Here is a 23,847-nt window from a genome sequence, read left to right on the forward strand (position 1 = left end):
ATTTATCTTTTCCTTCCTTGAAGGTCTTCAGTCTGTTGCAACGGCCATAATCGTAAGAGCTGACCTGGCATTCGCCTTTCAGAATGCCTTCTTCATCGATCTTCCCGTTGAGGGTTATGAAGTGGCGGAAGGTGTTCTTGTTGTTCCAGAGTGTTACAAATTGTCCGCTTTCCCCGTTGAGCAGGTATGCTTCGGTACCAAGTACATCTTCAGGGATGAGGCCAGGTGTGCTTGATTTATCGGAGGCATCCATCACGTACACATTGTCTCCGATGCTTACCAGTACCAGCACATTGTTGAACTGTTCCATGAAAGGGTAGGCGGGTGTAACCTGTCCATGATCGCGGGTGCTTACCAGGAGCGGCTTCGCTTCAACATCCGCATCGCGGAGCAGGTTCAGCAGAATGAGGTTGATATCTCCTGAAGAACCGGTGCGTTTGTTGTAAGCTTCTTTTACACTGGTGCAGTAGAAATCATGATGTCCATCCCAGGCCATATTCTTCTGTACGTGGTGGAAGATGGCATTCATCTTCTCAAGGGGCGTGGTGGCTTTGGCCGTGATGCTGTTCATGGCATCATTCTTCAACAGGTTCTTTTTGATCTGGAGACCGAAGTACTGGCTTTCCATCAGGGTTTTGGTGAGCTGGGCCCAGCTGTTGGTAAGGTTTACCGGCAATTGGTTCGGGAACTGCACGGAAGAGAGCTGGAAAGTAACACGCTGAAGATAATCCTTCACTGCACCCATATACGGCTCATCTTTCAGCGCCGGGATATTCTTCATTTTATAGAAGTACTCATTTGCCGTGTACTGGATATTTTCTCTTTCCAGGGTAATGCTCTGGCGGAACTCCTCGCGTTTCTGTTCTACTGGAAAGCTGAGGTTGGCATTGGTGGTGAATTTGAAATACTCGGGAATTGTGAGCCGGAAGGCGCTCACACGTGTAGGGATGCGGTCCTGGAAGATCCAGGGATCAACGCTCTGTACGCTCTCGCGGATGATGGTGTAGCGGTATTCGAGCACGCTCTGACCAACTTTCACATCAGGGAAAGTGAATTTCATGGCAGATACGTTCTGGTTTACTTTTTCGCGGAAGAATGATTTTTTGTCCACTTTTGTTTCCACTACTTTACCGCCTGCATCCAGGTTGTAGGTAACGGCATCCACATCCAGCAGTTTCTCATAGTTGTCGTCCGTTACATAAGGGATCTTAACTGTTGCATGGTCCATACCTTTTTCTTTGAAGATCTTAAGCCTTACGCGTTTTTCGATCTTCATGGCAAAGATCCAGTGGCTGCCGCGCTGGAATTCAACTGTGCCTGATTCCAGCAGGATCATGGCTTCTGCATCTTTTTCAATGTCACAGTTTTTCAGTTCGAGATCGGCTTTGTCAACCTTGCCGAAACCTGGCAGGTCTTTGTCTTTCTGGGCATACAAAGCCATTACCGGCAGGCAGGTGATGGCCAGGAGAAGAAGTTTTTTCATGTTGTTCTTTTTGTTTTAAGTGTACAGGGCAGGTACAGCTACTCTCCGAGAATTACCAGTTTTACGCCGTCGGATTTATGGATGGTCTGGAAGAAATCCGACAGGGCAGGATATTCCTTTGCAGGAATAATATGTTTTTTCAGGATTAAAGATGTGATAACGGTAATGCCTTTCCCATCTGCATTTTTTGATACTTCTTTTCGGTAATATCCGTACTGTGTATCCAGCTCTTTCACGGGCGGAAGGGCATCGGGTGTCCACCCGTCTGGCAGATGGTACACGGTTGTATCCGTTTTCTGATAAGGGAATTGAAACAGATAATCTTTGGTCCGGTTGCTGTCTGGTTTCACTTCCTCATCACAGATATTATACATCCTTGGCCGGAAGAAGTATTTGCTGCCGGCTTTGAAATCATACACCTGGTCGTACATGAAATCAATTCTGAATTCATTTTCTTTCCCGTTTTCCGCTTCCGAAAATTTAAAATCGTCGGGCGATTTATACTCCAGGTATTGAACGAAGAAGCGTTTGAGCTCTTCTCTTTCCAGTTGTTTGGCATGGTGGAAATATCTGTAGAAATCCCCGGTGCAACTGATCTGTGAGCTCATATGCGCTTCGCCATCCTTCGTTACTGTAATATCCGTGCGGGTATGGAGTGTATTCTGGCTGCTATTGCTTTTGGGAGTGCTTACCAGTTTACCACCTTCCGGTGTAACCAGCAAGGCGTATTTGTTTTCAGTGAAGGTGCTGAGCTGATTGAAGGCATTGGTATTGCTGGTGCATTCCAGCCATACGGTATCACGCTGCAGGGGAACGCAGAGGATCACGTGGTTGAATCCGTTGGCCGGAAAAGCAGGGTCCACAGGGGGAGAATCATGTCCTGCGTTGATGAGCGCAGGATAGGAGGGGATATCCACTGTTTTCAGCAGGTAACGCATATAGTTGGTGAGTGCCTTGCAGTCGCCGTATTTCTTGTCTTCCACATAAGAAACGGCAAACGGCTTGAAGCCGCCGATACCCAGCTGGATGCTGACATACCGGTTGTTCTTCTGCAGGTGCTCATATAGGATCCTGATCTTTTCACGGGGATCATTAACCGAAGCCACCATTTTCTTTATGGCATCGATGCGTGTGGCGGTAAAGGGGGCCGGGTCTTCGTACAATGGCCATGCCCACAAACCGAACTCTTTCCATGAATCGGAGCTTCCTTTTGTGCCATCAAATTCAAATCTGGCGGGGGCTACTTTGATATTAGGGTAATTATTGGAGCCCCAGCTGTCTTTTTCCTTCCGCAGTGCTTTCAGGTTTTTTGCCGTCCAGCTATAGGTGATGGCGTCCCCTGTTCTGGTGACCACGGGTTTGAGGTCTGTATTGCCGGTTTTATAGTGAATATCCAGGCTGGCGGGCACTTTGATCATATAGCTGAAATTCTCAACGGCATGATTGGGACTCTGTATCACGGAGCCGGGCAGCCCGATATAACTGGTGGCTTTGCGGGAATAGATGATCTCGATGGTGCAAGGGTAATCGGCAGCAGGCACGTAGAGGCGCATCAGTTTGTCATCTGTGTGCAGGCTCATCTGGTCGTTATAGGCAACCGTTTCGAAGTCTTTCTTTTTGAATTTACGTACTTCCAGGCCCAGGGCATTGTACTGCCTGATCTCTATGTCATCGATCTTGTTGAATTTGTCGAACCAATGCGTCTGGTACAGGTGTTCAGAGGCATCTTTGTTGAGCAGCGTAATGATCTGGTGAACCGTATTGTTATAGCGTGATGGCGACAATACTTCAATGTATTCGGCATCCAGGCGGAATACTGCATCGGCTCCTTTCTTCAGACTGTCAGGAATGGTCAGGGCTGAATAGCGGGCGATGTCAGCAGGGGCCTGCGCATGGGTTCCGGAGATGGCAGCTAAAAACAATGCTGCTGCAATGAGTTTTTTCATGGTGGTTACACTAATTTTTTTTACGTATGATGACCTGTTCATTCATCAGGTTGGTCATCTTTTTAAAGAATTCTTTCAGTGTTGCATATTCGCCGGAATCGAAAATGCTCTTGTTGAATTCTATCCTGAACATCACGTTCAGGCTGTTGTTCAGGTATTTTATATACCGGGCACAGGTGATACCCTGATCGGGAGTGATCATCCTGAAATCCTTCGGCAGTTCTTCGGGTTCCCATCCTTCAGGGAGCGCAATCAGTTCCAGTATCTCGTGGTTCTGAAGATAACCGTAGTTCACATCGGTGAAACGGATATCTGAAATGAAGGGATTGGATCTGAAACCACTGAACATGTTCAGGTTGAGCATACGGTATTCACCACTTGCGTTCAGAGGAATGCTGAAGTCGAATTTCTGTTCAAGCGCCAGTGAGTCCACGTCTTCATTGTTCACCCTGAAATTCTCTGTTTTCAGCTCTGTATAACCGTCTGTAAAGAAATCGGACAGCAGTTTTTCCTTACTCTTTTGTAAAGATGCTTTCCTGCGCAATTTTGCATAATCATAACTCCTGGTCAGTACTTCTCCCCGCACCATCCCTTCAGAATCCACTTTGGCATTGATGATAGTCCTGTTCCTTTCCTGTTTTTTCTTTTCTTCCAGCATAATGATACCGCCTTCTTTTTTATCGAGCAGAAAGGCTTTGGTATTCACTACTGCCGGAGGCACCATTTCCGGTGGCGTATAATCGGAGGAGGCATCCAGGATATAGGTCTGATTATCGATCTGTACCCAGGCCATTACATTATTGAACTGGTCAAGGAAGGGATATCCTTCTTTCACTTTACCATGGCTTCTCTCGCTGACCAGCAGGGGAGATACATCCAGTCCGGCGCTTCTGAGCAGGTTGATGAGCAGGAGGTTCACTTCTGCGCTATTTCCGATCTTATTCTTCCAGGCATCCTTAACTCCTTCCTGCACATAGATGGTTTTGGATCCTTTAGTGAAAACAGTGCGCTGGATATCCTTGTAAATGATCTTCATTTTTTCAAAAGGGGTGCTGGCGGCTTTGGCTTTTTTGAGCAGTTCGTCTGCCTGCACATTCCGGTGGATCTGTCCTCCGAAATTCTCATTCCTCATCAGTTCCCTGTTGAGCTCAGCCCAGGTGGTCATGTATCTGGTTCTGCCACCCATGCGGCCTGAATATCCGGAGAGCTGGAATTCCACTTTCTGTAAATAGTCCTTGCGGGCATCCATGAAAGGCTCCTGGCGAAGTGCGGCAATGTCTTTCATTTCAAAGAGCATGGCGCCTTCTGTGCGATCACTTTTAACGGTGATGGGTAGTTGCTCTGATTTGCTGACATTATAGGCAAACTCATGATTGGGGATCACCACCAGTCTGTAGCTGCTGAGCATAACCGGCAGATCGCTCTGGAAGTACCAGTCCTGCAGGCCATTATAATTTTTAGAGTTTACCGTGTATTCATATTCTATGATGCTGCCCACCCTTACACCGGGCAGGGCAAATTTCTTTTCAGACCAGAACTCGCTGATCTTTGCATCGAAGATGGTGTTCTGGTCAAGCTCCTTCGTTTCTTCATTACCGTTAGCATCCCTGTTGAATACAACGGCATTGATCTCTGAAATGAATTCAAAGTCATCTTTTGAGTAATAATAAAGGCTTACATCTGCCAGTTGTATACCTTTCTGTTTGAGGATCTTGATCCTTAGCCTTCGTTTGGTGATCAGGTTGTATTCGTCGTTATGGTTGGATTCTGCTTTATCTAAAATGATCACGGCTTCAGCTTCGGGATCGAATTCACATACTTTCAGTTCCTTTTCCGCAGTGAGGAACTGGCCGAATGCAGGCACTTTGGTTTGGGAGAAACCGGTTTGCAGGAGGAGGGTCAGTAATAGTAATACAGGCACAAACTTCTTCATGGTCAATTAGGTGTTGTGGTCAGGGCTGTTGACCATAGAATTTCAGCTACTGCAGAAACGCTGCATTTATCGCATTTGGCTGGGAAGTGTATGCGGCCACAGGCCGCCGGGCGGTTAGGTTAAGGGAGTGGTGCATAGGGGTTATCTTTCCACAATGATAATAAAAAAATCGGGTGGGGTCAAGACAAGCTCCTGCGGGAACGGTTGCAACCCCTGTTTCTTCCTAAATTTTTAAGGTTTTCAGCAGTTTCCTGGCACGTGAACGGAAGGCAGGCGACTCCTGGTCCCAGTTCTCTTCGATGATCAGTTTCAGTTCAGGTTTTATTTCGGGGTAATGCAGGGCGAGACCCTGTAAGATAGTGAGGGCGCAGGCTTTGATGGCCGGGGCTGAACTTACACTGGTGATATGATCAAAGCAGATGGTCATGGCTTTTCCGTGGTAGCGTTTGGGTATTTCCACAAATTGAAGCAGCCTGAGTATATTCCTGGCTACGGCATCATGGGCACCGGGCTCTTCCAGTTTCCGGAAAAGTTGAGCATACCAGGGCCTGACCAGTTCCGGGTAATTTTGTACGCAGTAACTGATAGGCCAGGCGGCCCGCTGCGTTACGCGGTATTCTCCTTTCAGGAAGAGTGTCATCAGTTCGGCAAAACGCTTTGCGTTGTTGCCAACATAAGCAACAATACGCATGCGTTGAGCCCTGGTATGCTCAGCTAATATGGTTTGTTTCAGGTTCAGCAGAATGCATTAACTATTGGCGAAATCCAACAGCTTCTTCTTCAGTTTAGCGCGTTGTTTGGCGGGGATCACGCCCTTGAGCCAGAGTTTCATGCGCCCGCTGAAACTGCTTTTCATCTTATCGTTCACATGCTTGTTATGCAGTTCAACGTAATAGCATTTGTACGGGTTGGTTTGCAGGTAACCTTCGTCCAGCACCAGTTGACGGTAGCTGGTGAAAAGTTCTTTGTTCAATGGCAGGTCTGCATCCGTATACCTGTTCTGTTGTTTATGGAAGAGCAGTCCCTGCTTGATGCCTACACTGCTGAAGTGATAGATGCTGAGCGGGTATTGCTGATTGATCATCCAGGTGCCGTTGCTATTACTGAGTGTTCTCTCCTGGAGGTTCCAGTAGGCAACATTGTATCCGGGGTGTTTGATCACAAAAACGGATTCGAAGAATACGGGAACGAGGTTCACCCATTTCTGGTCTACGAACAGTCCGCTGGGGAAGTCGAAGTAGCAGAAATGACGGAGGCGTTCCGCCCACCAGTCGAGGAACTGCGTGGTATTGGGTCCCTGACGGAGGGAGAGGAAGCCGAGGTTGAAAGTACCGGTAGAGAGATAGGAGATCTCTGTAGGGTGTTTGCCATCCAGTTCCATGGGGTGAAGGATATGTGGCGTCAGGAGGATCTCGTAAGCCCTGTGCCCGTCTTCCAGCTCCTGGAGCTTGCGGTAGATCAGCATATCCGGATCGAGGAATGTAATGTATTCCGCATCCGGGTAATGTTTGAAAAGGTGTTGGAAATAGAAGGGTTTCAGCGCTGTATTGAATTCAGCGATGCTGTATTTGATGGCTATCTCTTCCAGGTCGGGGATACCGATCTGGTCGCAGGGCAGGATGGTAACATCTTTGTACCATTCAGCCAGGCTATCGTCCATCTTGTCCACCAGCCCGATGATGAAATGATAGTCGTTGCCGGTAGCGGCCAGTGATTTTGCCAGGGCTCGCGCCAGTGACAGGTAATTGTTGGAACAGATAGTAAAAGCGATCTTCATACGTCAAAATTATAATTATTTGAACGGCTTTATGCCGCGGGTTGTCTTACCAGTTTTTTTCTGAAGGCCCAGATATCTTTATACACCTGCAAGGTGTAACGAAGGATATTCCTTCCTTCCAGCTTGATCTGCTTTTTCAATACCAGGTACATCACGCTGCCGCCGATGACGCTATTCAGCACAGTGGCGTAGGCCGCGCCCATTCCGCCCCATTGCAGCAGGCAGAGCCAGGTGGTAACCAGGGCAATGATCATCATCACGGCACTTGTCCAGAAGTTCACCACAGGCTTCCCGATGGCATCCAGCGTTGATCCATACTGGTAGCCGATAGGCTTCACCAGGCTGGCGAAGATGGTGATCTGCAGGATCGGAATGGCCTCATAGTAGTTAGGGCCAGCTATGATGAAGATGATGAATTTGGGAAACAGGAAGATGAAAATGCAGATGGGGAAGATCACTGCCAGGATAGTTCCCACCATTCTCTCGAAATAGTATTTCACTTTACTGAGACCATGTTCTTCCAGGCTTTCCACGTTCTTGGGAAAAAGCACATCCGCCGCTGCCAGTGATGGCACATCGATCATATTGTTGATCCTTGCCACGGTATTGTAGAAGCTCACATAGTGCTTGCCTGTGGCGGGCGACAATGTATTGGCTGTAATGAAGTGATCGAAACTGCGGGATACATTGGAGCACAGATTGGTGCCGAAAATGTATTTACCGAAGTGGAACATCCGTACGATAATGCTTTTATCATAGTGGAATTTCTTCATCATGAACTGCTTTGCAGCAAAGAACAGGATGATAGTACCTGCCAGTAGGGAGAACAGTTGCAGCAGCAACAGGTTCATGAGGGTGAAATAATCCCGGGCAAAGAAGTAAAGGATCAGGATGCCGAGGAAAAAACTTCCCTGTCTTACGAAATAAGCCCAGAAGATCTGCTGGAAATGGTAACGTGCCTGCAGCAGGATCTCGAAGTGGTTGAAGGGCACCAGTAATATGATGAATGCCGCGCTCCAGTGAAGGAGGGGGGTAAGGTCGGGTGATTTGAGCAGGTTGCTGATCACGCCGCTGCCCGCTACCAGTCCGATGAGGGTAATGCCTGAGAAGACCAGGTTGATGACCATGGAAGACGACTGTACCGCAGCCTTGCGGTCGGCATATTCCGATAATCCCAGGAATTTGATGGTAGGGTTGCGGAGCAGCCCCTGTTTAACGGTCTCGAAGAGGGAAAGTATGGTAAGATAAAGCGCCCAGATGGCCATCGAGCCCCCTGCTGACAGTCCGCGTGCGAGCACCATATAGGCAACTGCACCGAAGAAGAACAGCGAAAACCGCTGCATCAGGGTATAAAATATGGAATGAAGCCAAAAGGATGATTTCAACAGTTTCAAAACGTAAGCTTTGGGGCGTATAATGGTTTTTGCGATGGGTCTACCGATAAACGGGCAAAATCATAAATTATTGGATGGGAAAGGATATCAGAGTGGATATGGGATGCGGAATTGATATTTACGCCCGATTTCTAATTGTGTTTTCAGCTGCAATAATACACAAAAAACCGGACAAGCCCAGTACCCGGTTCCGGGAACAGCGGATATTAATTATTAATTCTTAGTATATTTTTCTGGGTTGCAGCGGGAAAGACCTCAGAGCCGGTACAACAGGTATCCTGCTACCGCGCCACCCAGTACGATCCAGGCATTGTTCAGGTTTTTGAATACCCAGGTGGCGGAAAAGCCTGCCAGGGCGATCAGTATTGTTTTCCAGTTGGTGATGGATACCTTTCCCAGCTCAACGCAAACTGCCAGGATGATGACCGCTGAAACGATATTGACGGTGTCAAGGAAAGCACTCATGATGGCTGATCTGCGGAGAAACGGGATCAGCGGGTTCAGCAATGCCACCAGCAGGAAGGCGGGCAGGAAAATACCGGCTGTGGCAGCCAGGGCAACCTGCCAGCCCCCCATCTGCCATCCTATAAAGGTGGCGGAAGAGAAAACCGGCCCGGGTGTGAACTGCCCAACCGCAATAGCGTCTGTAAGTACCTGTTTGCCAAGCAGGCCACTGCCAACCAGTTCTGTTTCCAGAAAAGCAAAGAGTGCATAACCGCTGCCATATAAAAGGGCACCGATCTTGAAAAAGGTGAGGAAGATATGCCAGCTTTGACTTTCTGGCTGAAGCTGCACCTGCAATAATACCAGGGGAAAGAAACCAGCTGTTTTACCAGACTTCCACTTCTTGATGAGATGGATAAGCACGCCGGCCGCCCCTCCGCCAAAGAGGATCGCTATTTCATTGTATCCCATGAGCGCTAATGCTGCAGCCAGCAGGCCAATGATCCCCAGCTCAACCGATTTCAGCGATCTTTTCAGCAATAGTACCATCAGGGATACCACAATGGCCAGGATGGCGGGTTTGATCCCATAAAGAAAGGGTTCCACGGCCGGCAGCCTGGCGTATCGCTGGTAGGCATATGCGATAATTCCGGTAATGATCACGGCAGGCATTATAAAACAGAAGCCGGCAACCAACAGACCCTTGTATCCGCTACGCTGGTACCCGATATGCATGGTCATTTCTGTGGAGTTTGGGCCCGGGATGAGATTGGTTGCGCCAACCAGGTCAATGAAATGTTCCGTTGTCATCCATTTTCTTTTCTGCACCACTTCCTTTTCCATCATGGCTATATGGGCGGCAGGCCCTCCGAAGCCGATAATGCCGAGCTTCAGAAAGAGTATTGCTAATTCTTTAAGGTCTTTTTTCGATTGTGACATACCCATTTCGTGCAAACAAATATCTGCGATATTGATTAATTTAGGATGAACAATCCTGTATATGTCCTGCTATCTGAAAGTCCTTTTAAGCTCCACCATAGCCATCGTTTTCACATGCTGTTCTCAAAAACAAAAAGGCACGGTGGTGTTCCAATCTGATTTCGGCCTCAAAGACGGTGCAGTCAGTGCCATGAAAGGGGTAGCCCTGGGGGTATCTCCCGATCTCGGTCTCTACGATCTCACCCACGAGATCCCTGCTTATAATATCTGGGAGGCGGCCTACCGCCTGGAACAAACGGCTCCCTACTGGCCAGCCGGCACCGTATTCGTTTCAGTGGTTGATCCCGGCGTGGGCACTACCCGCAGATCCGTGGTGATGCGTTCCAAAACGGGCCACTACTTCGTAACGCCTGATAATGGCACGCTCACGCTTGTTGCTCAATCTCTCGGCATCAGTGAAATAAGAGAAATCGACGAAGCCGTCAACCGCCGAAGCCAGTCCGGCAAATCCTACACTTTCCATGGCCGTGATGTATATGCCTACACGGGTGCACGCCTCGCCGCCGGCATCATCAGCTTCGCTGAGGTGGGAAAGCGGTTACCCGACACCGTTATCTCCATTCCATTTCAGTCTGCGCAAAAAAATGGCAATACCATTTCAGGAATGATCCCTGTCCTCGATATCCAATACGGCAATATCTGGTCGAACATCCCCGACAGTCTCATCCGCAGCCTGCCTGCCGCTCCCGGTGATTCATTAAACGTAAGCATTCTGCACAAAGACAGCCTCGTTTATCAGCAGCGCATTCCGCTGGCCAATACTTTCGGTGATGTACCGGAAGGAAAACCGCTGGCATATTTCAACAGCTTGCTGCAATTTTCTGTAGCGTTGAACATGGGGAATTTTGCAGCTGCTTATAATGTGAGCAGCGGTCCGGAGTGGAATGTGCGGGTATCATCTGTTCGATGATGCTTGAATTTCCCGGGCCGTACCGGGATATGGGCGTTCCGGCTGTAAATCTGCCAAACAGCCTGCAATGCTCTGCGCAAAGGATTTGAGGGATTAAGCAATGGAATATGAATTGAGCAGCGGAGCAACAGATTTGAAGGCCGTCATCCCATATCCCTCTCCGGCCACGGCACGCTGACCGTGCAACACTCAACTGCATCAAATCACAAGCACTCCTTGCATCCATTTATCTCGCAGCTGCACCCGTGCCCCATCTCCCTCCCCCGAATTTGCAGGACTGTATAAAGAAAAGCGCTTCCTCTGCTGCACCTCCGGAGACATGGTGCGCATGGGTGTGAAAAGAAGGCCTTCGAAACATACGTTCCCACAGCTCATCTTTATACTGAAGCCCTAACATACCCCACGAATGCTCCTGCATGAACAAAAAGGTGCGGGTATGTTTTACAGCCTTCGTTCACACCCATAAGCACCAGTAAAAAATCAATCAGCAGATCTCAGCTTTTCGATATACAGATCCGCAAATTCACCCACCCGTTTGCGCCGGTACTGCATGACCCAACGGGGGTGTGGCAATGGAATGATCTTATTATAAAATTGGTGTTTATCGTTGAGTTTGCTGAATATTTTGAAGTTGGCGCCTTCGCCGAGACAAAAGCAGGTGTTCGTGCCTGTTAGTATCTGTTGTTGTTGCGCGAAGATGGTGTTGACGATGAACGGTTCGCTTGCCTTCAGCAGCTCTTTGTCATCGTAATAGTTGAGGTTGAGGCCATTCTTTGTGAACCCGAGTGGCGAGAGTGCAGTGATGAAGAAGTCTTTATAGAAGGCGGCTGCACCGCCGTAGCGCCTGATCACTTCATATATGAACCCGGCACTGAGCTCGGTTTTTTTGGGCAGGTCGTTGGGAATGCCGCAATCCTCCTGCAGCCGGACAGGATCAGTGAAAGGAATACCTGTAATGCCGCCACCAAACCTTCCCGGATTGATACCGAAGATAAATTTTCTGGGATGATGATCGTTGTAGAATTTGTTGTAGAAGATGGTGGCGATAGCGCTGGAAGCCTTGTCAGTAAAGGGATTCATGATCTCCACGCCGGCCGGTAAATTGAAGTTGGGACGCAGGTTCCGGTAAAAATTCAGTATCGCATACGATTGCGTAAGTTTTGCTGTCATGACGCTGGAATCCTCAATTATGGTTATTATTGCCTCTGTAAATTAATCAAAAAATAAAGCATGGATCGCAGGTCATTTGTCAGAAATACCGGGATCGCTACCGCAGGGTTTGCCATACTTCCCGCATCGCAACTTTTCGCGCAACAACAAACCGTTAAGATCGGAATGATAGGAGTAGGACTGAGAGGACAAAATCACCTCAGTAACCTCCTGCGTCGTAAAGACGTGCTCCTGACCGCGATCTGCGATATCGATGATGATATGTTGAAGCGCTCGCTCGACATGATCAAAAAGTCAGGGAAGTCTGAGCCTAAGGTTTACAGGGGAGATCCCATGGCCTGGAAGAAATTGCTGGAGCAGAAAGACCTCGATGCCGTGATCATTTCCACGCCCTGGGAATGGCATACACAGATGATCATCGGTTCCCTCCAGGCCGGGATCAAATATGTAGGAACTGAAGTGATGCTCGGTACCACGCTGCAAGATCACTGGGATGTGGTGAAGGCGGCAGAGCAATACAAAGGACAGGTGATGATGCTGGAGAATGTCTGCTACAGAAGGGATGTGCTGGCTGTACTGAACATGGTACGTCAGGGTCTCTTTGGCGAGATCATCCACCTGCAGGGCGGCTACCAGCATGATCTGCGTCATATCAAATTCAATAATGGAAAGAGCAATGATACGGGGGTGGAGTTTGGCGAGAAAGGCTTCTCCGAAGCACGCTGGCGCACCAATCACTCCATACATCGTAACGGTGACCTGTACCCGACGCACGGCATCGGACCAGTTGCAGAGATGATCGATATCAACCGCGGCAACCGCTTCCTCACGCTGAACAGTTTCTCTACCAAGGCAAGAGGTTTACATAATTATATAGTTGACCATAGCAGTGAACAGCATCCGAATGCCAAAGTGAAATTCAAGCTGGGCGATGTGGTTACCACTACCATCAGTTGCGCTAACGGTGAAACCATCCTGCTGCAACATGATACCAACCTGCCACGTCCGTACAGCCTGGGCTTCCGCGTACAGGGCACCAAGGGACTCTGGATGGATGTGAACGAAAGCATTTACCTGGAAGGCACCAGCCCGCGTGGACATGAATGGGAACTGGCCAAACCTTACCTCGATAAATATGACCACCCGCTCTGGGCGCGCTATGGCAAGGATACGGAAGGTGCGGGGCATGGAGGTATGGACTTCTTTGTACTGCATGCTTTTGTGGAATCCATCAAACGTAAAACAGCCACTCCGATGGATGTGTATGATGCGGCTGCATGGAGTGCCATCACGCCGCTCAGCGAAACCAGCATCGAACTGGGAAATCAGACCGTGGAATTCCCGGATTTCACCAGTGGACAGTGGATGCTCAGGAAAAATGATTTTGCTTTGACCGACCAATATTGATCTGATGGAAAATTCGCAGGTGAAGGAGGCAGCCCGGCAGTTTGGAAAGGGTACGCCTGTTATAGAAGTGCTAAAGGGCGGTCTGATCCACCATACCTACAAAGTTTCGTATGATGAACAGGAGGAGAAAGTGGTGCTGCAATGCATCAACCAGACCATGTTCCATCATCCCGAAGATATTCTGCATAATTATCAGCTGGTTTACCAGGCGGTGCATGGAAAAGAAGGGATCACTATCCCGCCGATCATGCCCGCTAAAGACGGGAAACTGTACTGGCGGGATGCCGGTGATCAGTTCTGGCGCGCTATTCGCTTCGTTCCAAATTCCTATACGGCGTTGGTACCTCAGGATGCAGCAGCAGCAAGGCTTACGGCCAACTGTTTTGCACATTTCACCAGTGCGCTGGCATCGGTGGAACTGGGCAAGCTGAAACCCGTGATCCCCCGGTTCCACGATCTGGCCATGCGTTATGATCAGTTTGAAAAGGCTGTACTAACGGCTACGCAACAGCGCTTACAAACAGCCACCCATGTGATCGCAGAACTGAGGCAACGGCATCACCTGGTGGATTTCTATAATCAGGTGGTCAGTCAGCCTGATCAGTTCCTGCAAAGAGTGATGCATCATGATTGCAAACTCAGCAATATCCTGCTGAATGTGGATACACACAAAGCTATTTGTCCGGTTGACCTGGATACGGTTATGCCCGGCCTGTTTTTCTCAGACCTGGGTGATATGATCCGCAGCATGGCCTGCAGTGTGGATGAGAACAGTACCGACTGGGATGGGATTGCCATCAGGCCTGATTTCTATGATGCCATTGTGGAAGGATACCGGAGTGGTATGGGAGATCAGCTGACGGAAGCCGAACTGGAACATCTGCATAAAGCAGGACTGATGATGATCTTCATGCAGGCACTCCGTTTCATTACGGATCACCTGAACAATGATATCTACTACCAGATCAGCTACCCTGAGCAAAATCTGAACAGGGCGTTGAACCAGTTACTACTGCTGGAGAAACTGGAGGAATATGTGGGGGATAATAAAGCATCAATGCATCCTGTCGCCACGCACCTCAAGGCGTAGCATCAGGTCGGCTTCAAAGGCCAGCCATTCTTCCCAGCGTTTTCTTACTTTATCTTTATCAACGTAAGTGTCCGCCAGTTCAATGAAGAGGCGGTAATGCCCTGCTTCGGATTCCATGAAGCGGCGGTAGAAATTGCGGAGGTATTCGTCGTCGAGCCCTTCGCTGAGCCTTTTGAAACGCTCGCAGCTGCGGGCTTCGATAAGGGCGAAGATCAGGAGCCTGTCGAGCAGCACTTCTTCCGGGTGACCTCCTTTTTTCTGGAAATTCATGAGCGCATTCACGTATTCGTCCTTGCGCTGCTTGCCAAGGCGGAGCTTGCGTTTGTCCAGCTCCTGCAATACCAGTCGGAAATGTCCCCATTCTTCCGTTACGATCGGCGCCAGTTCCCGCACCAGCTTATCTTTATCACTGTAACGCTGGATCAGGGAAATGCAGCTGGTGGCTGCTTTCTGCTCACAATAAGCGTGATCTGTAAGGATCTCTTCCAGGCTTATTTCGGCCAGGTTCACCCAGCGCGGGTCGGTGGGCAGCTGAAGGCCCAGGATATTCTTGGTATCGGTCAGAGGCGTACTCATGCCGCAAAGTTATGGCCTTATTGGAAACTATGGTTCCGGCGGCTACCTTTGTTGCATGCGCCAGGAAAATTTCCTCCATAAAAAACTGCTGGAACGGCAGGAGCAGGATGCCCTCCGCTCATTGAAACTGCCGGAAGGCAAAGTTGATTTCTGTTCCAATGATTACCTGGGCATCATTCAATACGGATTGCTGGAAACCACGGAGGCACACTGGCTGAAACATGGTTCCGGCGGCTCCAGGCTGCTGGCCGGCAATGATGTGCTTACGGAAAGTACGGAGCAGCTCCTGGCTTCCTTCCACCAGTCGGAGGCAGCCCTGCTTTACAATTCAGGCTACGATGCCAACCTGGGGCTGCTGAGCGCAGTGCCGCAGCGCGGCGATACCATCATCTACGATTATCTCAGTCATGCAAGCATCCGCGATGGCATCCGGCTGAGTTTCGCACAGTCATTTTCTTTCAAACATAACGATACGGCAGACCTGGAAAGAAGGCTGCAGGCGGCCACAGGCAATATCTTCGTGGTAACGGAATCGGTATTCTCCATGGATGGTGACCAGGCACCGCTGTTGGAGATCGTTTCGCTCTGCGAACGATACAATGCCCACCTGGTGGTGGATGAGGCCCATGCCACGGGAGTGATCGGGGAGAAGGGAGAGGGGCTGGTGCAGCATCTTCAATTACAGCAGCGGATCTTTGCCCGGGTGGTCACATTCGGAAAAGCAGTGGGCTGCCATGGGGCTGTGGTGCTGGGCAGTCGCCTGCTGCGGGATTACCTGATCAATTTCTCCCGTTCATTCATCTATACAACAGCCCTGCCGCAGAGTGCCATCCGTGCTATCAGAGATGCCTATGCGCTGTTCCCCGGCATGAAGCGGGAACGTAACTACCTGGCACAGCTGATCCGGTATTTTCAAGACAGCCCGGTGGCGTATGAAAAACTGGTTTCCCATACCCCCATCCAGGTGGTGGTGATCCCCGGTAACGAAGCCGTGAAGGCCATTGCAACCAGACTGCAGGATGAAGGGCTGGATGTACGTCCGATCCTGTATCCTACGGTTCCCAAAGGGGGAGAGCGGCTGCGGATTGTGTTGCATGCATTCAATAACGAGCCTGATCTGCGGAAACTACTGAGCATCCTGCAGTGATCAGCGCTGCAGCACCCGGTTTTGCACTGCGCTTGTTCAATGCACTGTCCGGTTTGTTGCTGATGATGAACTGCCTTATTTCTCCTTTTTCCCAGGCATTGGCAGAGGGATCTACTGCCGGAATGGAAATATCCATCCTGTTCTTTTTTCTTTCCTCCGTGGAAATATTGAACCGTTTGTCGCGGTCCGCCAGCAAGGAAGAATTGAGTTGTCCCTCTTTTGTAAAGCCCATCATGATCATGGGTGAACCCATGGGTAATGACCTTTCCTGGTCTGTATGCCAGGTATGAATGGTCTTGCCATAAGTGGAAATCAGTTTTTCCATCAGTTCATGTTCAACGGCCATCGGAATGCCGGGGGCAATTAGAGTTCCGGAACTGACTTCATGATGATGGGAATGCCATAATTTCTTTTCTTCTTCCGGAAGGGTTTTAAAAAGCTTTTCAGTGATGATATATTCCACGCCCATGATCTTTGCATCTTCTTTATTACCGTCAAAGATGATGGCCTGGTAGAGATCTTCATTCAGCTGGCTTACGTAATGATGAGCTTCCATCTGAGCATCGATATTTCCATTATAAAAATGGAAACCATTCAGGTAAGCGCTTATCCTGCTGATGGGCGTTTTGCTTTGGAGGAGATTGGCGCCTGTGTTCAGGGCCTTGTCCTTTGCCGTTTTCTCCTGTCCCGGAGGTTCTACATTGGATGAGGTGTTTCTGCCCCCGCATGCTGCTGCCAGGAGCATACAGGCGAAAGCCACTGGTGAGATCCGCTTCATGATGTTATAGTTTAATGAACTGACCGGAAATGCAGATTACCGGCACAAATCCTGTACCCGGATGGAGCAAAACGAGGTTCCCTCTGGTATCCCTAACCGCCCCGGTTTTTTTCCCAAACAACTACCAAAAAATTGATTACTTTTAGCCGATTCTTTAAACCCTTCCGAGTTTATGCGACTTGTTCCCTTGCTGGTATCCGGCATCATTACAACTGGATTGATCGTTGCATTGAACCAACCATGGGGCGCTGTGCCTCCCCTGGGAAGTTTCCTCAGCCCCCAGCATGGCTGCTGGCAGAACGCTGAGCCAGTTGATCAGTCCTATACCCTCGATCTGAATTTTCCTGCACTCAAAGAAAAAGTGGAAGTGTATTTCGACAGCCGCATGGTACCCCATGTGTTTGCGCAGAACGACCATGATCTCTATTTTGTGCAGGGATACCTGCATGCGAAATTCCGCCTCTGGCAGATGGAATTTCAAACCCATGCCGCAGCAGGCCGCCTGAGCGAGATCCTGGGAGCAGGACCGGAAGACGCCATCCTGAACAACGACCGCAATATGCGCCGTATCGGAATGGTGTTCGGAGCCAAAAAAAGCCTGGCGCAGATGGAGTCTGATGAGACCACCAAAACGGTGCTGGATTCCTATACCGCAGGCGTAAACGCTTTTATTGAGAACTGCACCCAGGCCGAACTTCCCCTGGAATACAGGCTGCTCAATTATGCTCCTGAAAGATGGACTAATCTCAAAACTGCCCTCTTCCTTAAATACATGAGCTACGACCTCTCCGGCGATGAGAACGATATCGAGTATACCAACGCGAAATCAGTTTTCACCAAAGCCGTATTCGATAAGCTCTACCCCGCACAACCTGATTCACTCGATCCCATCCTGCCAAGAGGGACCGCATTCCCGGCTTCGCCCGTACATGCCATCACGCCGTTGACAGCGGATTCGGTGTATTTCAACTGGAAACAACCGGTGCCCATTCAATCCATGCCAAAGCCTGATAAAGACAATGGCAGTAATAACTGGGCAGTTGCCGGCGCCAAAACCGCCAGCGGTGCGCCCATCCTTTGCAGCGACCCGCACCTCGGTCTCAACCTGCCTTCACTCTGGTACGAAATGCAGCTGAGCACACCCCAAGGCAACGCCTATGGAGTGAGCTTTCCGGGTTCACCGGCCATCATCATCGGCTTTACCGATCAGATCGCCTGGGGCGTCACCAACAGCAGCCGCGATGTTAAAGATTATTATACCGTCCGGTTCAAAGATGAATCCCGACAACAATACTGGATGGACAGTAGCTGGCATAGTTCAGTGGTAGAGGTAGAGCATATAAAAGTAAAAGGCCGCCCGGATTTCAAAGACACAGTTGCTTACACTTATTTCGGGCCCGTTCAGTACGACGCCAGTTTCACCGGCAGCAAACGCACCAGCGGCAATATCAACCTGGCCGTAAGATGGAAGGCGCATGATCCTTCCAATGAGCTCAAGACTTTCTACCTGCTCAACCGCGCTACCAATTACGACGATTATCATAACGCCATAAAGAACTTCTCCTGTCCCGGACAGAATTTTGTATTCGCCGCCAAAAACAATGATATCGCCATCTGGCAACAGGGCGAGTTCCCCGACAAGTGGGAGCGCCAGGGTGATTTTGTAATGCCGGGAGAAGACAGCAGCTATCGCTGGCAGGGAATGATCCCATCCGGCGAGAATCCGCATATGTTGAATCCGGAGCGTGGTTTCGTCAGCAGCGCCAACCAGCTGGCGGCTGACTCTGCGTATCCTTATTACCTCGGTGGCAGTTACAATCTCTATCGCGGCCTGCTCATCAACCGACAGCTCCGCAATATGAACAGCATCACCATAAAAGATATGGAGCGCCTTCAGACAGAGAACTACAATGTACTGGCAGAGGCAGCCATGCCATTGCTGTTGAAATATATCGATGAAGACATCCTCATCTCCGATGAGAAGAAATACCTGGAAGTGATCCGCAGCTGGGACCTGCGCAACGATCCCAAAGAACAGGGCGCTTCCATATTCTCCGCCTGGATGCAGCTGCTGGAAGCGGAAGTATGGAGCGATGAGTTCGAGAACGTTCCCCAGCCTTATATCTTCCCTGAACGTTATACACTGGTGGAAGGGATGATGAAAGACAGCGCCTTCACTTTTGCAGATAATATCAAAACACCGGTAGTGGAAACCCTGAGGGATGTGGTGACTGCCGCATTCAAGAAAGCAGTGCCCCAGCTGGTACAGGCCGAAAAAGATGGAAAGCTGGACTGGAGCAAGTACAAAGATTCCGGCATCCGCCACCTGCTCAGACTGAGCCCGCTCAGCCGCTACCACCTGGTGACCGGCGGCGGTTCAGATATCATCAATGCCACCAAACAATATCATGGGCCAAGCTGGAGAATGATCGTGCACCTGACGGAGAAAACGGAAGCTTATGGCATCTTCCCCGGCGGACAAAGCGGCAATCCCGGCAGCAGGTTCTATGATAATATGGTGAACGACTGGGCCAAAGGCGTCTACCAGCCACTATGGGTAATGAAGGCCGATGAAGCCGGCAGCAAGCAGGTAAAACACAAAATGACTTTCACTAAATAATTCACTCAGCGTATGAAACTTCTTATCTCCATCCTGGTTACTGCATTGCTGAGTTTTGTTGCAGGCATTTTCCTGCCCTGGTGGACCATCGCACTGGCTGCATTGCTGGTAGCTGTCTGCATTCACCAGTCCCCGTTCAGATCCTGGTTAACAGGTTTCCTGTCCATCTTCCTGCTATGGGGTGGACTGGCGATGTGGATCGATATCAGGAACCTCCATATCCTGGGCTCCAAACTGGCGGAGGTACTGCCACTCGGCGGATCTTCCATCCTGTTGGTACTGGTAACGGCCCTGACCGGCGCCATCGTGGGCGGCATGGGTGCACTAACGGGTAGCTATATCCGTAAAAGGCCTGCAACGGAAGAATAATTTACAATTCGTATCTTTGCCCTGTTTCAAAATTTTGACTGTCAGGTAAACGGTCGCAAAATTTTAAAAAAATGGCATTACTACACAACCGCGTCTCCCAGAAGGAGCTGAAAGAATTATTGTTCCAGGAAACTGAGCCCCGCACCACCATCTCATTTTACGAGTATTTTCCCATCGAAAACCCGCAGCAGTTCAGGGATGAGCTGTATCAGGCATTGAAAGACCTGAAAGTGTTCGGAAGGATCTATGTAGCCTCTGAAGGCATCAATGCGCAGATCTCTGTACCAGACAGCAATGTGGAGGCCTTCCGGGTCTATCTCTACTCCCTGCCTTATCTTAACGGGCTGCGGTTGAATATTGCAGTGGATGATGACGGAAAATCATTCTGGGTGCTGAAGATCAAAGTACGTCCCAAGATAGTAGCGGATGGCATAGAAGATGCCAGCTTTGATATGCGCAACAAAGGAAAGTATGTGAATGCCGAACAAATGAACGAGCTTCTCAAGGATCCCGGCACCATTGTGGTGGATATGCGTAATCATTACGAATTTGAAGTGGGGCATTTTGAAACAGCTATGGAAGTGCCCAGTGATACTTTCAGGGAACAACTGCCCATGGCGGTGGAGATGCTGAAAGACCAGCAGGATAAGAATATCGTGATGTACTGCACGGGTGGGATCCGCTGCGAAAAAGCAAGCGCTTACATGCTGCACAATGGATTCAAAAATGTATTTCACCTGGAAGGAGGCATTATCAATTATGCCCAGCAGGTAAAGGAAAAGGGGCTCGACAGTAAATTCATCGGAAAGAATTTCGTGTTCGATAACCGGATGGGAGAACGTATTACGGAAGATATCATCTCTCAATGCCACCAGTGCGGCCAGCCCGCCGATACGCATGTGAACTGCGCCAATGACGGCTGTCACCTGCTCTTCATCCAATGCCCCAGCTGTGCTGAAAAGTTCAAAGGTACCTGCAGTGATGCCTGCCATGAAGTGATCCTTCTTCCTGAAGAAGAACAGAAGGCATCCCGCCGTGGCGTTGAAAAAGGGGTGCACACATTCAACAAATCACGCTCCAGGCTGCGTCCGCGCCTTAACGAGATCAACAATATCGGAAAAGAAGAAAAGTAGCAAGGTGTGCCCACTCGCTCGCCTCCCGGCGAGTGAGTGCTATTGGTTCGCCTCTGGCGAACGGTCTTCTACTTGATCCATTTCAAACATACCGGATTGCCTACCTTGATCTCCTCGCCGGTATCAGTGAGCAGCCCCGTCTTTGCATTTCTATTCAGTACCTGAATATTGTCTGTCCTCTGCAAAGCCACCAATAAAAACTTTCCGGTAGGATCAATCGTAAAATTCCTTGGCCCGCTGCCTTTAAGCTTGAAATTCTCCAGCAGCGTGAGCTTGCCGCTCTTCGCATCTATTTTGAAAACAGCGATATCATTGGATTCTCCCCGGTTGGAAGCGTACAGGAATTTTCCATCAGGTGAAACATGGATATCCGCACTGCCGATATCACCGATATAGCCTTTAGCAATAGCCGAAATCGTCTGGAAGGTATCTAGGATCCCATGATGATATTTCAGGGCAATCACATTTCCACTCATTTCCTCCATCAGGTATGCCCGTGATTGGGTAGGGTGGAAGCTGAGATGCCTCGGGCCTCCGCCGGGGGCCGTAACAGTATATGGATCCGATGCCGCATGCAGCTCGCCGTTACTTGCATCGAAATTGTAATTGTAGATTTTGTCTACTCCCAGGTCCTGCACAAAGAGATGCTTGTTATCCGGGGAGAAAACAGTGCTGTGCACATAAGGTTTGTTCTGACGTTTGGGGTCGGCTCCCTTTCCTTCATGGGCGATGGTCTGCGAAGCCGCTTTCAGCGACCCGTCTTCCTGCACGGGGAACAAAGAGAAATTTCCACCGGAATAATTGGCTGCGGCCACCCATTTGCCGGTCTTGTCTACCGATACATAACAGGGATGATCGCCGTTGGTGGTCTGCTGATTCAGTAAATGGAGGGTTCCATCCTGGTTATTGAACGTGAAGGCGCTCACTTTTGCTTTCTCGCCGCCCTCTTCATGAACAGCATATACTTTTTTCTGATCGGGAGAAACCGCCAGGAAACTGGGGTTATTGGTCACAAACTTGCTCACTGGCGCCGCTTTCCCATGGTGGAAATTGTAGACGTAAATGCCTTCGCCCTTGCCGGAAGTGTAGGTTCCGATGAGCAAATATTGCTTTGACTGGGAGTTGGCGTGAATGGTAGTCATGATGAGTGCTGCTGCAAGTAGGTGTTTCATAACCGTAAAATACGGAGTAATTATTAAAAAGAAGAAGCTGTTGCAAAGGAGATGCCAGTATGTTTGTCTGGGTGTTGCGCGGGAGGTAGCTGGGCGTGGGCTGCGAAAACATACCCACAACTTTGCTGGTTATATTTGACTTTGGTGGGGTGAGTTGGGGCGTTGGTGCAATGCCGGGCTGAGAGATCGTATGTTTTCAAGGCCCGGTGCCCAGCTACCATCCCGCGCAGGGGCACCCTGGATGTGCGGCAGGGGAGATTGCAACATTTTTCTTTTTTGGGGGAAGGGAGAAGGGGAGGTGTTGCTGCGAGAGTAATGGTAGGCCGCATTTTCTGATACCATGATAGAATGGTAATGGAAAGGAAGCGGGCATGATTGAACGAAGCTGAAATTCGTTTAACCATGCCCGCAGTAGTATAATGCGATTTAAGAAGAAAATAGTTCGGAACGAAATAGTTTCATTCTGTACTTACTCGTATTTCCTGAGCGCGTCCTGCACTTTTTCGAAAGTGTCGGCCTCGCTGAAGTTGCCGGGAATGAATTTTTCACCGATCACCTGCTCATATAATTCTATATAACGTTTGGATATTGTGTTGATCCAATCATCCGGCATTTCAGGAACTACCTGTCCTTCCTTGCCCATGAAGTTATTAGCGATCAACCATTCACGTACGAATTCTTTACTGAGCTGCTTTTGGCGTTCGCCTGTCTGCTGACGGGCTTCAAAACCGGAAGCATAAAAATAACGGGAAGAATCAGGCGTGTGGATCTCATCCATCAGGTAAATGGTATCGCCGATCTTACCGAATTCATACTTGGTATCCACCAGGATCAGCCCACGCTGAGCGGCTATTTCCTTTCCTCTTGCGAATAACTGCAAGGCATAACCGGATAATACCTCCCATTCTTCCGCCGTGGCAATGCCCTGGGCAATGATCTCCTCTCTGGAGATATCTTCATCATGACCGGCATCGGCCTTGGTGGATGGTGTAATGATAGGAGTGGGAAAATAATCGTTCTCCTTCAGTCCTTCAGGCATCTCAACCCCGCAAAGTGTGCGCTGGCCGCTGCTGTAGGTCCTCCACGCATGACCGGTAAGGTTACCTCTTACCACCATTTCTATCTTGAAGGGAACACATTTCCTGCCGATGGAAACATTCGGTGCAGGCACTTCCAGTAACCAGTTGGGGCAGATATCTTTGGTTGCATTCAGCATCCAGGCGGCAATCTGGTTCAGTACCTGACCTTTGTAGGGAATCGGCCTGGGAAGGATCACATCGAATGCTGAGATCCTGTCTGACGCAACCATCACGAGTAGTTGATCATTGATGGTGTACACATCACGGACCTTTCCTTTGTAAAATTTTGTCTGTCCTTTGAACTCGTACGCTTTCATGGCCCGAAAATACAACAGATATTTGCAACACACTCTTGTAAAAACATAAATAAAATTTTCGTTTGACAAATCAAATACCTAAATTCAAGTACAATACGCTTAC

19 protein-coding genes are annotated in these 23,847 nt (G+C 49.4%); 7 read left to right on the forward strand and 12 right to left on the reverse strand.

What is annotated here, in order from left to right; translation table 11 throughout:
* The 7 genes from ACTHMC_RS06840 to chrA all read right to left on the reverse strand — a co-directional run.
* Positions 1-1,483, reverse strand: a 1,483-nt coding sequence (locus ACTHMC_RS06840; RefSeq protein WP_440412017.1) for a DUF3857 domain-containing protein, incomplete at its 3' end; no start/stop codon positions are given.
* Between the two features lie 38 nt (positions 1,484-1,521).
* Positions 1,522-3,429: a DUF3857 domain-containing protein gene (locus ACTHMC_RS06845; RefSeq protein WP_440412019.1), complete on the reverse strand. Its 1,908-nt coding sequence runs from the start codon at positions 3,427-3,429 to the stop codon at positions 1,522-1,524.
* A gap of 10 nt (positions 3,430-3,439) precedes the next feature.
* Positions 3,440-5,362, reverse strand: coding sequence for a DUF3857 domain-containing protein (locus ACTHMC_RS06850; RefSeq protein ID WP_440412021.1), 1,923 nt, complete (start codon positions 5,360-5,362; stop codon positions 3,440-3,442).
* A gap of 223 nt (positions 5,363-5,585) precedes the next feature.
* The gene (locus tag ACTHMC_RS06855) at positions 5,586-6,053 is read right to left on the reverse strand and encodes a hypothetical protein (RefSeq protein WP_440412023.1); all 468 of its coding nucleotides are present in this window, start codon (positions 6,051-6,053) and stop codon (positions 5,586-5,588) included.
* 57 nt (positions 6,054-6,110) lie between these two features.
* Positions 6,111-7,139 (reverse strand): hypothetical protein, encoded by a 1,029-nt coding sequence (locus ACTHMC_RS06860; protein ID WP_440412025.1) that lies wholly within the window; start codon positions 7,137-7,139, stop codon positions 6,111-6,113.
* Between the two features lie 29 nt (positions 7,140-7,168).
* Positions 7,169-8,482 (reverse strand): oligosaccharide flippase family protein, encoded by a 1,314-nt coding sequence (locus ACTHMC_RS06865; protein WP_440412027.1) that lies wholly within the window; start codon positions 8,480-8,482, stop codon positions 7,169-7,171.
* Between the two features lie 306 nt (positions 8,483-8,788).
* Positions 8,789-9,916 carry a chromate efflux transporter gene (gene chrA, locus ACTHMC_RS06870; RefSeq protein ID WP_440412028.1) on the reverse strand — a complete coding sequence of 376 codons (1,128 nt, stop codon included), beginning with the start codon at positions 9,914-9,916 and terminating at the stop codon, positions 8,789-8,791.
* A 145-nt stretch (positions 9,917-10,061) separates the two neighbouring features.
* Between chrA and ACTHMC_RS06875 the strand changes: the two genes are divergently transcribed.
* The gene (locus tag ACTHMC_RS06875) at positions 10,062-10,886 is read left to right on the forward strand and encodes an SAM hydrolase/SAM-dependent halogenase family protein (protein ID WP_440412030.1); all 825 of its coding nucleotides are present in this window, start codon (positions 10,062-10,064) and stop codon (positions 10,884-10,886) included.
* Positions 10,887-11,366: 480 nt separating this feature from the next.
* Here the strand turns inward: ACTHMC_RS06875 and ACTHMC_RS06880 are convergent, their stop codons facing one another.
* Positions 11,367-12,056 (reverse strand): uracil-DNA glycosylase family protein, encoded by a 690-nt coding sequence (locus tag ACTHMC_RS06880; protein WP_440412032.1) that lies wholly within the window; start codon positions 12,054-12,056, stop codon positions 11,367-11,369.
* 60 nt (positions 12,057-12,116) lie between these two features.
* Between ACTHMC_RS06880 and ACTHMC_RS06885 the strand changes: the two genes are divergently transcribed.
* Complete coding sequence (locus ACTHMC_RS06885) at positions 12,117-13,463, forward strand: Gfo/Idh/MocA family protein (protein WP_440412034.1); 1,347 nt, start codon at positions 12,117-12,119, stop codon at positions 13,461-13,463.
* Between the two features lie 4 nt (positions 13,464-13,467).
* Positions 13,468-14,553, forward strand: coding sequence for a phosphotransferase enzyme family protein (locus ACTHMC_RS06890; protein ID WP_440412036.1), 1,086 nt, complete (start codon positions 13,468-13,470; stop codon positions 14,551-14,553).
* Here ACTHMC_RS06890 and ACTHMC_RS06895 read toward each other — a convergent pair.
* Positions 14,518-15,129, reverse strand: a complete 612-nt coding sequence (locus ACTHMC_RS06895) for a tRNA-(ms[2]io[6]A)-hydroxylase (protein WP_440412038.1) — start codon at positions 15,127-15,129, stop codon at positions 14,518-14,520. The two genes, ACTHMC_RS06890 and ACTHMC_RS06895, sit on opposite strands and share 36 nt — an antisense overlap.
* Positions 15,130-15,184: 55 nt before the next feature.
* Here ACTHMC_RS06895 and ACTHMC_RS06900 point away from each other — a divergent pair, with 55 nt between their 5' ends.
* Positions 15,185-16,276, forward strand: coding sequence for an aminotransferase class I/II-fold pyridoxal phosphate-dependent enzyme (locus ACTHMC_RS06900; RefSeq protein WP_440412040.1), 1,092 nt, complete (start codon positions 15,185-15,187; stop codon positions 16,274-16,276).
* Here ACTHMC_RS06900 and ACTHMC_RS06905 read toward each other — a convergent pair.
* The gene (locus tag ACTHMC_RS06905; protein WP_440412042.1) at positions 16,230-17,054 is read right to left on the reverse strand and encodes an OBAP family protein; all 825 of its coding nucleotides are present in this window, start codon (positions 17,052-17,054) and stop codon (positions 16,230-16,232) included. The two genes, ACTHMC_RS06900 and ACTHMC_RS06905, sit on opposite strands and share 47 nt — an antisense overlap.
* 172 nt (positions 17,055-17,226) lie before the next feature.
* Between ACTHMC_RS06905 and ACTHMC_RS06910 the strand changes: the two genes are divergently transcribed.
* The 3 genes from ACTHMC_RS06910 to trhO all read left to right on the forward strand — a co-directional run bounded on the left by ACTHMC_RS06910 (position 17,227) and on the right by trhO (position 21,176).
* Complete coding sequence (locus ACTHMC_RS06910) at positions 17,227-19,674, forward strand: penicillin acylase family protein (protein ID WP_440412043.1); 2,448 nt, start codon at positions 17,227-17,229, stop codon at positions 19,672-19,674.
* 12 nt (positions 19,675-19,686) lie between these two features.
* On the forward strand, positions 19,687-20,043 hold the full coding sequence (locus ACTHMC_RS06915) for a hypothetical protein (protein ID WP_440412044.1): 357 nt from the start codon (positions 19,687-19,689) through the stop codon (positions 20,041-20,043).
* Between the two features lie 71 nt (positions 20,044-20,114).
* The gene (gene trhO, locus ACTHMC_RS06920) at positions 20,115-21,176 is read left to right on the forward strand and encodes an oxygen-dependent tRNA uridine(34) hydroxylase TrhO (protein WP_440412046.1); all 1,062 of its coding nucleotides are present in this window, start codon (positions 20,115-20,117) and stop codon (positions 21,174-21,176) included.
* Between the two features lie 68 nt (positions 21,177-21,244).
* Here the strand turns inward: trhO and ACTHMC_RS06925 are convergent, their stop codons facing one another.
* Complete coding sequence (locus ACTHMC_RS06925) at positions 21,245-22,348, reverse strand: lactonase family protein (protein WP_440412048.1); 1,104 nt, start codon at positions 22,346-22,348, stop codon at positions 21,245-21,247.
* A gap of 469 nt (positions 22,349-22,817) precedes the next feature.
* Entirely contained in the window at positions 22,818-23,744 is a 927-nt protein-coding gene (locus ACTHMC_RS06930; protein ID WP_440412050.1) for a phosphoribosylaminoimidazolesuccinocarboxamide synthase, read from the reverse strand.
* Positions 23,745-23,847 lie beyond the last annotated feature (103 nt).

This window comes from Pseudobacter sp., from assembly GCF_051955275.1.
Classification (GTDB): Bacteria; Bacteroidota; Bacteroidia; order Chitinophagales; family Chitinophagaceae; genus Pseudobacter.

Excerpts from the sequence above, each read along its gene's own strand:
- ACTHMC_RS06845 (WP_440412019.1), bottom strand. The coding sequence starts at position 3,429 with ATGAAAAAACTCATTGCAGCAGCATTGTTTTTAGCTGCCATCTCCGGA.
- ACTHMC_RS06850 (WP_440412021.1), bottom strand. The coding sequence starts at position 5,362 with ATGAAGAAGTTTGTGCCTGTATTACTATTACTGACCCTCCTCCTGCAA.
- ACTHMC_RS06855 (WP_440412023.1), bottom strand. The coding sequence starts at position 6,053 with ATGCGTATTGTTGCTTATGTTGGCAACAACGCAAAGCGTTTTGCCGAA.
- ACTHMC_RS06860 (WP_440412025.1), bottom strand. The coding sequence starts at position 7,139 with ATGAAGATCGCTTTTACTATCTGTTCCAACAATTACCTGTCACTGGCG.
- ACTHMC_RS06865 (WP_440412027.1), bottom strand. The coding sequence starts at position 8,482 with ATGCAGCGGTTTTCGCTGTTCTTCTTCGGTGCAGTTGCCTATATGGTG.
- chrA (WP_440412028.1), bottom strand. The coding sequence starts at position 9,916 with ATGTCACAATCGAAAAAAGACCTTAAAGAATTAGCAATACTCTTTCTG.
- ACTHMC_RS06880 (WP_440412032.1), bottom strand. The coding sequence starts at position 12,056 with ATGACAGCAAAACTTACGCAATCGTATGCGATACTGAATTTTTACCGG.
- ACTHMC_RS06885 (WP_440412034.1), top strand. The coding sequence starts at position 12,117 with ATGGATCGCAGGTCATTTGTCAGAAATACCGGGATCGCTACCGCAGGG.
- ACTHMC_RS06890 (WP_440412036.1), top strand. The coding sequence starts at position 13,468 with ATGGAAAATTCGCAGGTGAAGGAGGCAGCCCGGCAGTTTGGAAAGGGT.
- ACTHMC_RS06895 (WP_440412038.1), bottom strand. The coding sequence starts at position 15,129 with ATGAGTACGCCTCTGACCGATACCAAGAATATCCTGGGCCTTCAGCTG.
- ACTHMC_RS06900 (WP_440412040.1), top strand. The coding sequence starts at position 15,185 with ATGCGCCAGGAAAATTTCCTCCATAAAAAACTGCTGGAACGGCAGGAG.
- ACTHMC_RS06905 (WP_440412042.1), bottom strand. The coding sequence starts at position 17,054 with ATGAAGCGGATCTCACCAGTGGCTTTCGCCTGTATGCTCCTGGCAGCA.
- ACTHMC_RS06910 (WP_440412043.1), top strand. The coding sequence starts at position 17,227 with ATGCGACTTGTTCCCTTGCTGGTATCCGGCATCATTACAACTGGATTG.
- ACTHMC_RS06915 (WP_440412044.1), top strand. The coding sequence starts at position 19,687 with ATGAAACTTCTTATCTCCATCCTGGTTACTGCATTGCTGAGTTTTGTT.
- trhO (WP_440412046.1), top strand. The coding sequence starts at position 20,115 with ATGGCATTACTACACAACCGCGTCTCCCAGAAGGAGCTGAAAGAATTA.
- ACTHMC_RS06925 (WP_440412048.1), bottom strand. The coding sequence starts at position 22,348 with ATGAAACACCTACTTGCAGCAGCACTCATCATGACTACCATTCACGCC.
- ACTHMC_RS06930 (WP_440412050.1), bottom strand. The coding sequence starts at position 23,744 with ATGAAAGCGTACGAGTTCAAAGGACAGACAAAATTTTACAAAGGAAAG.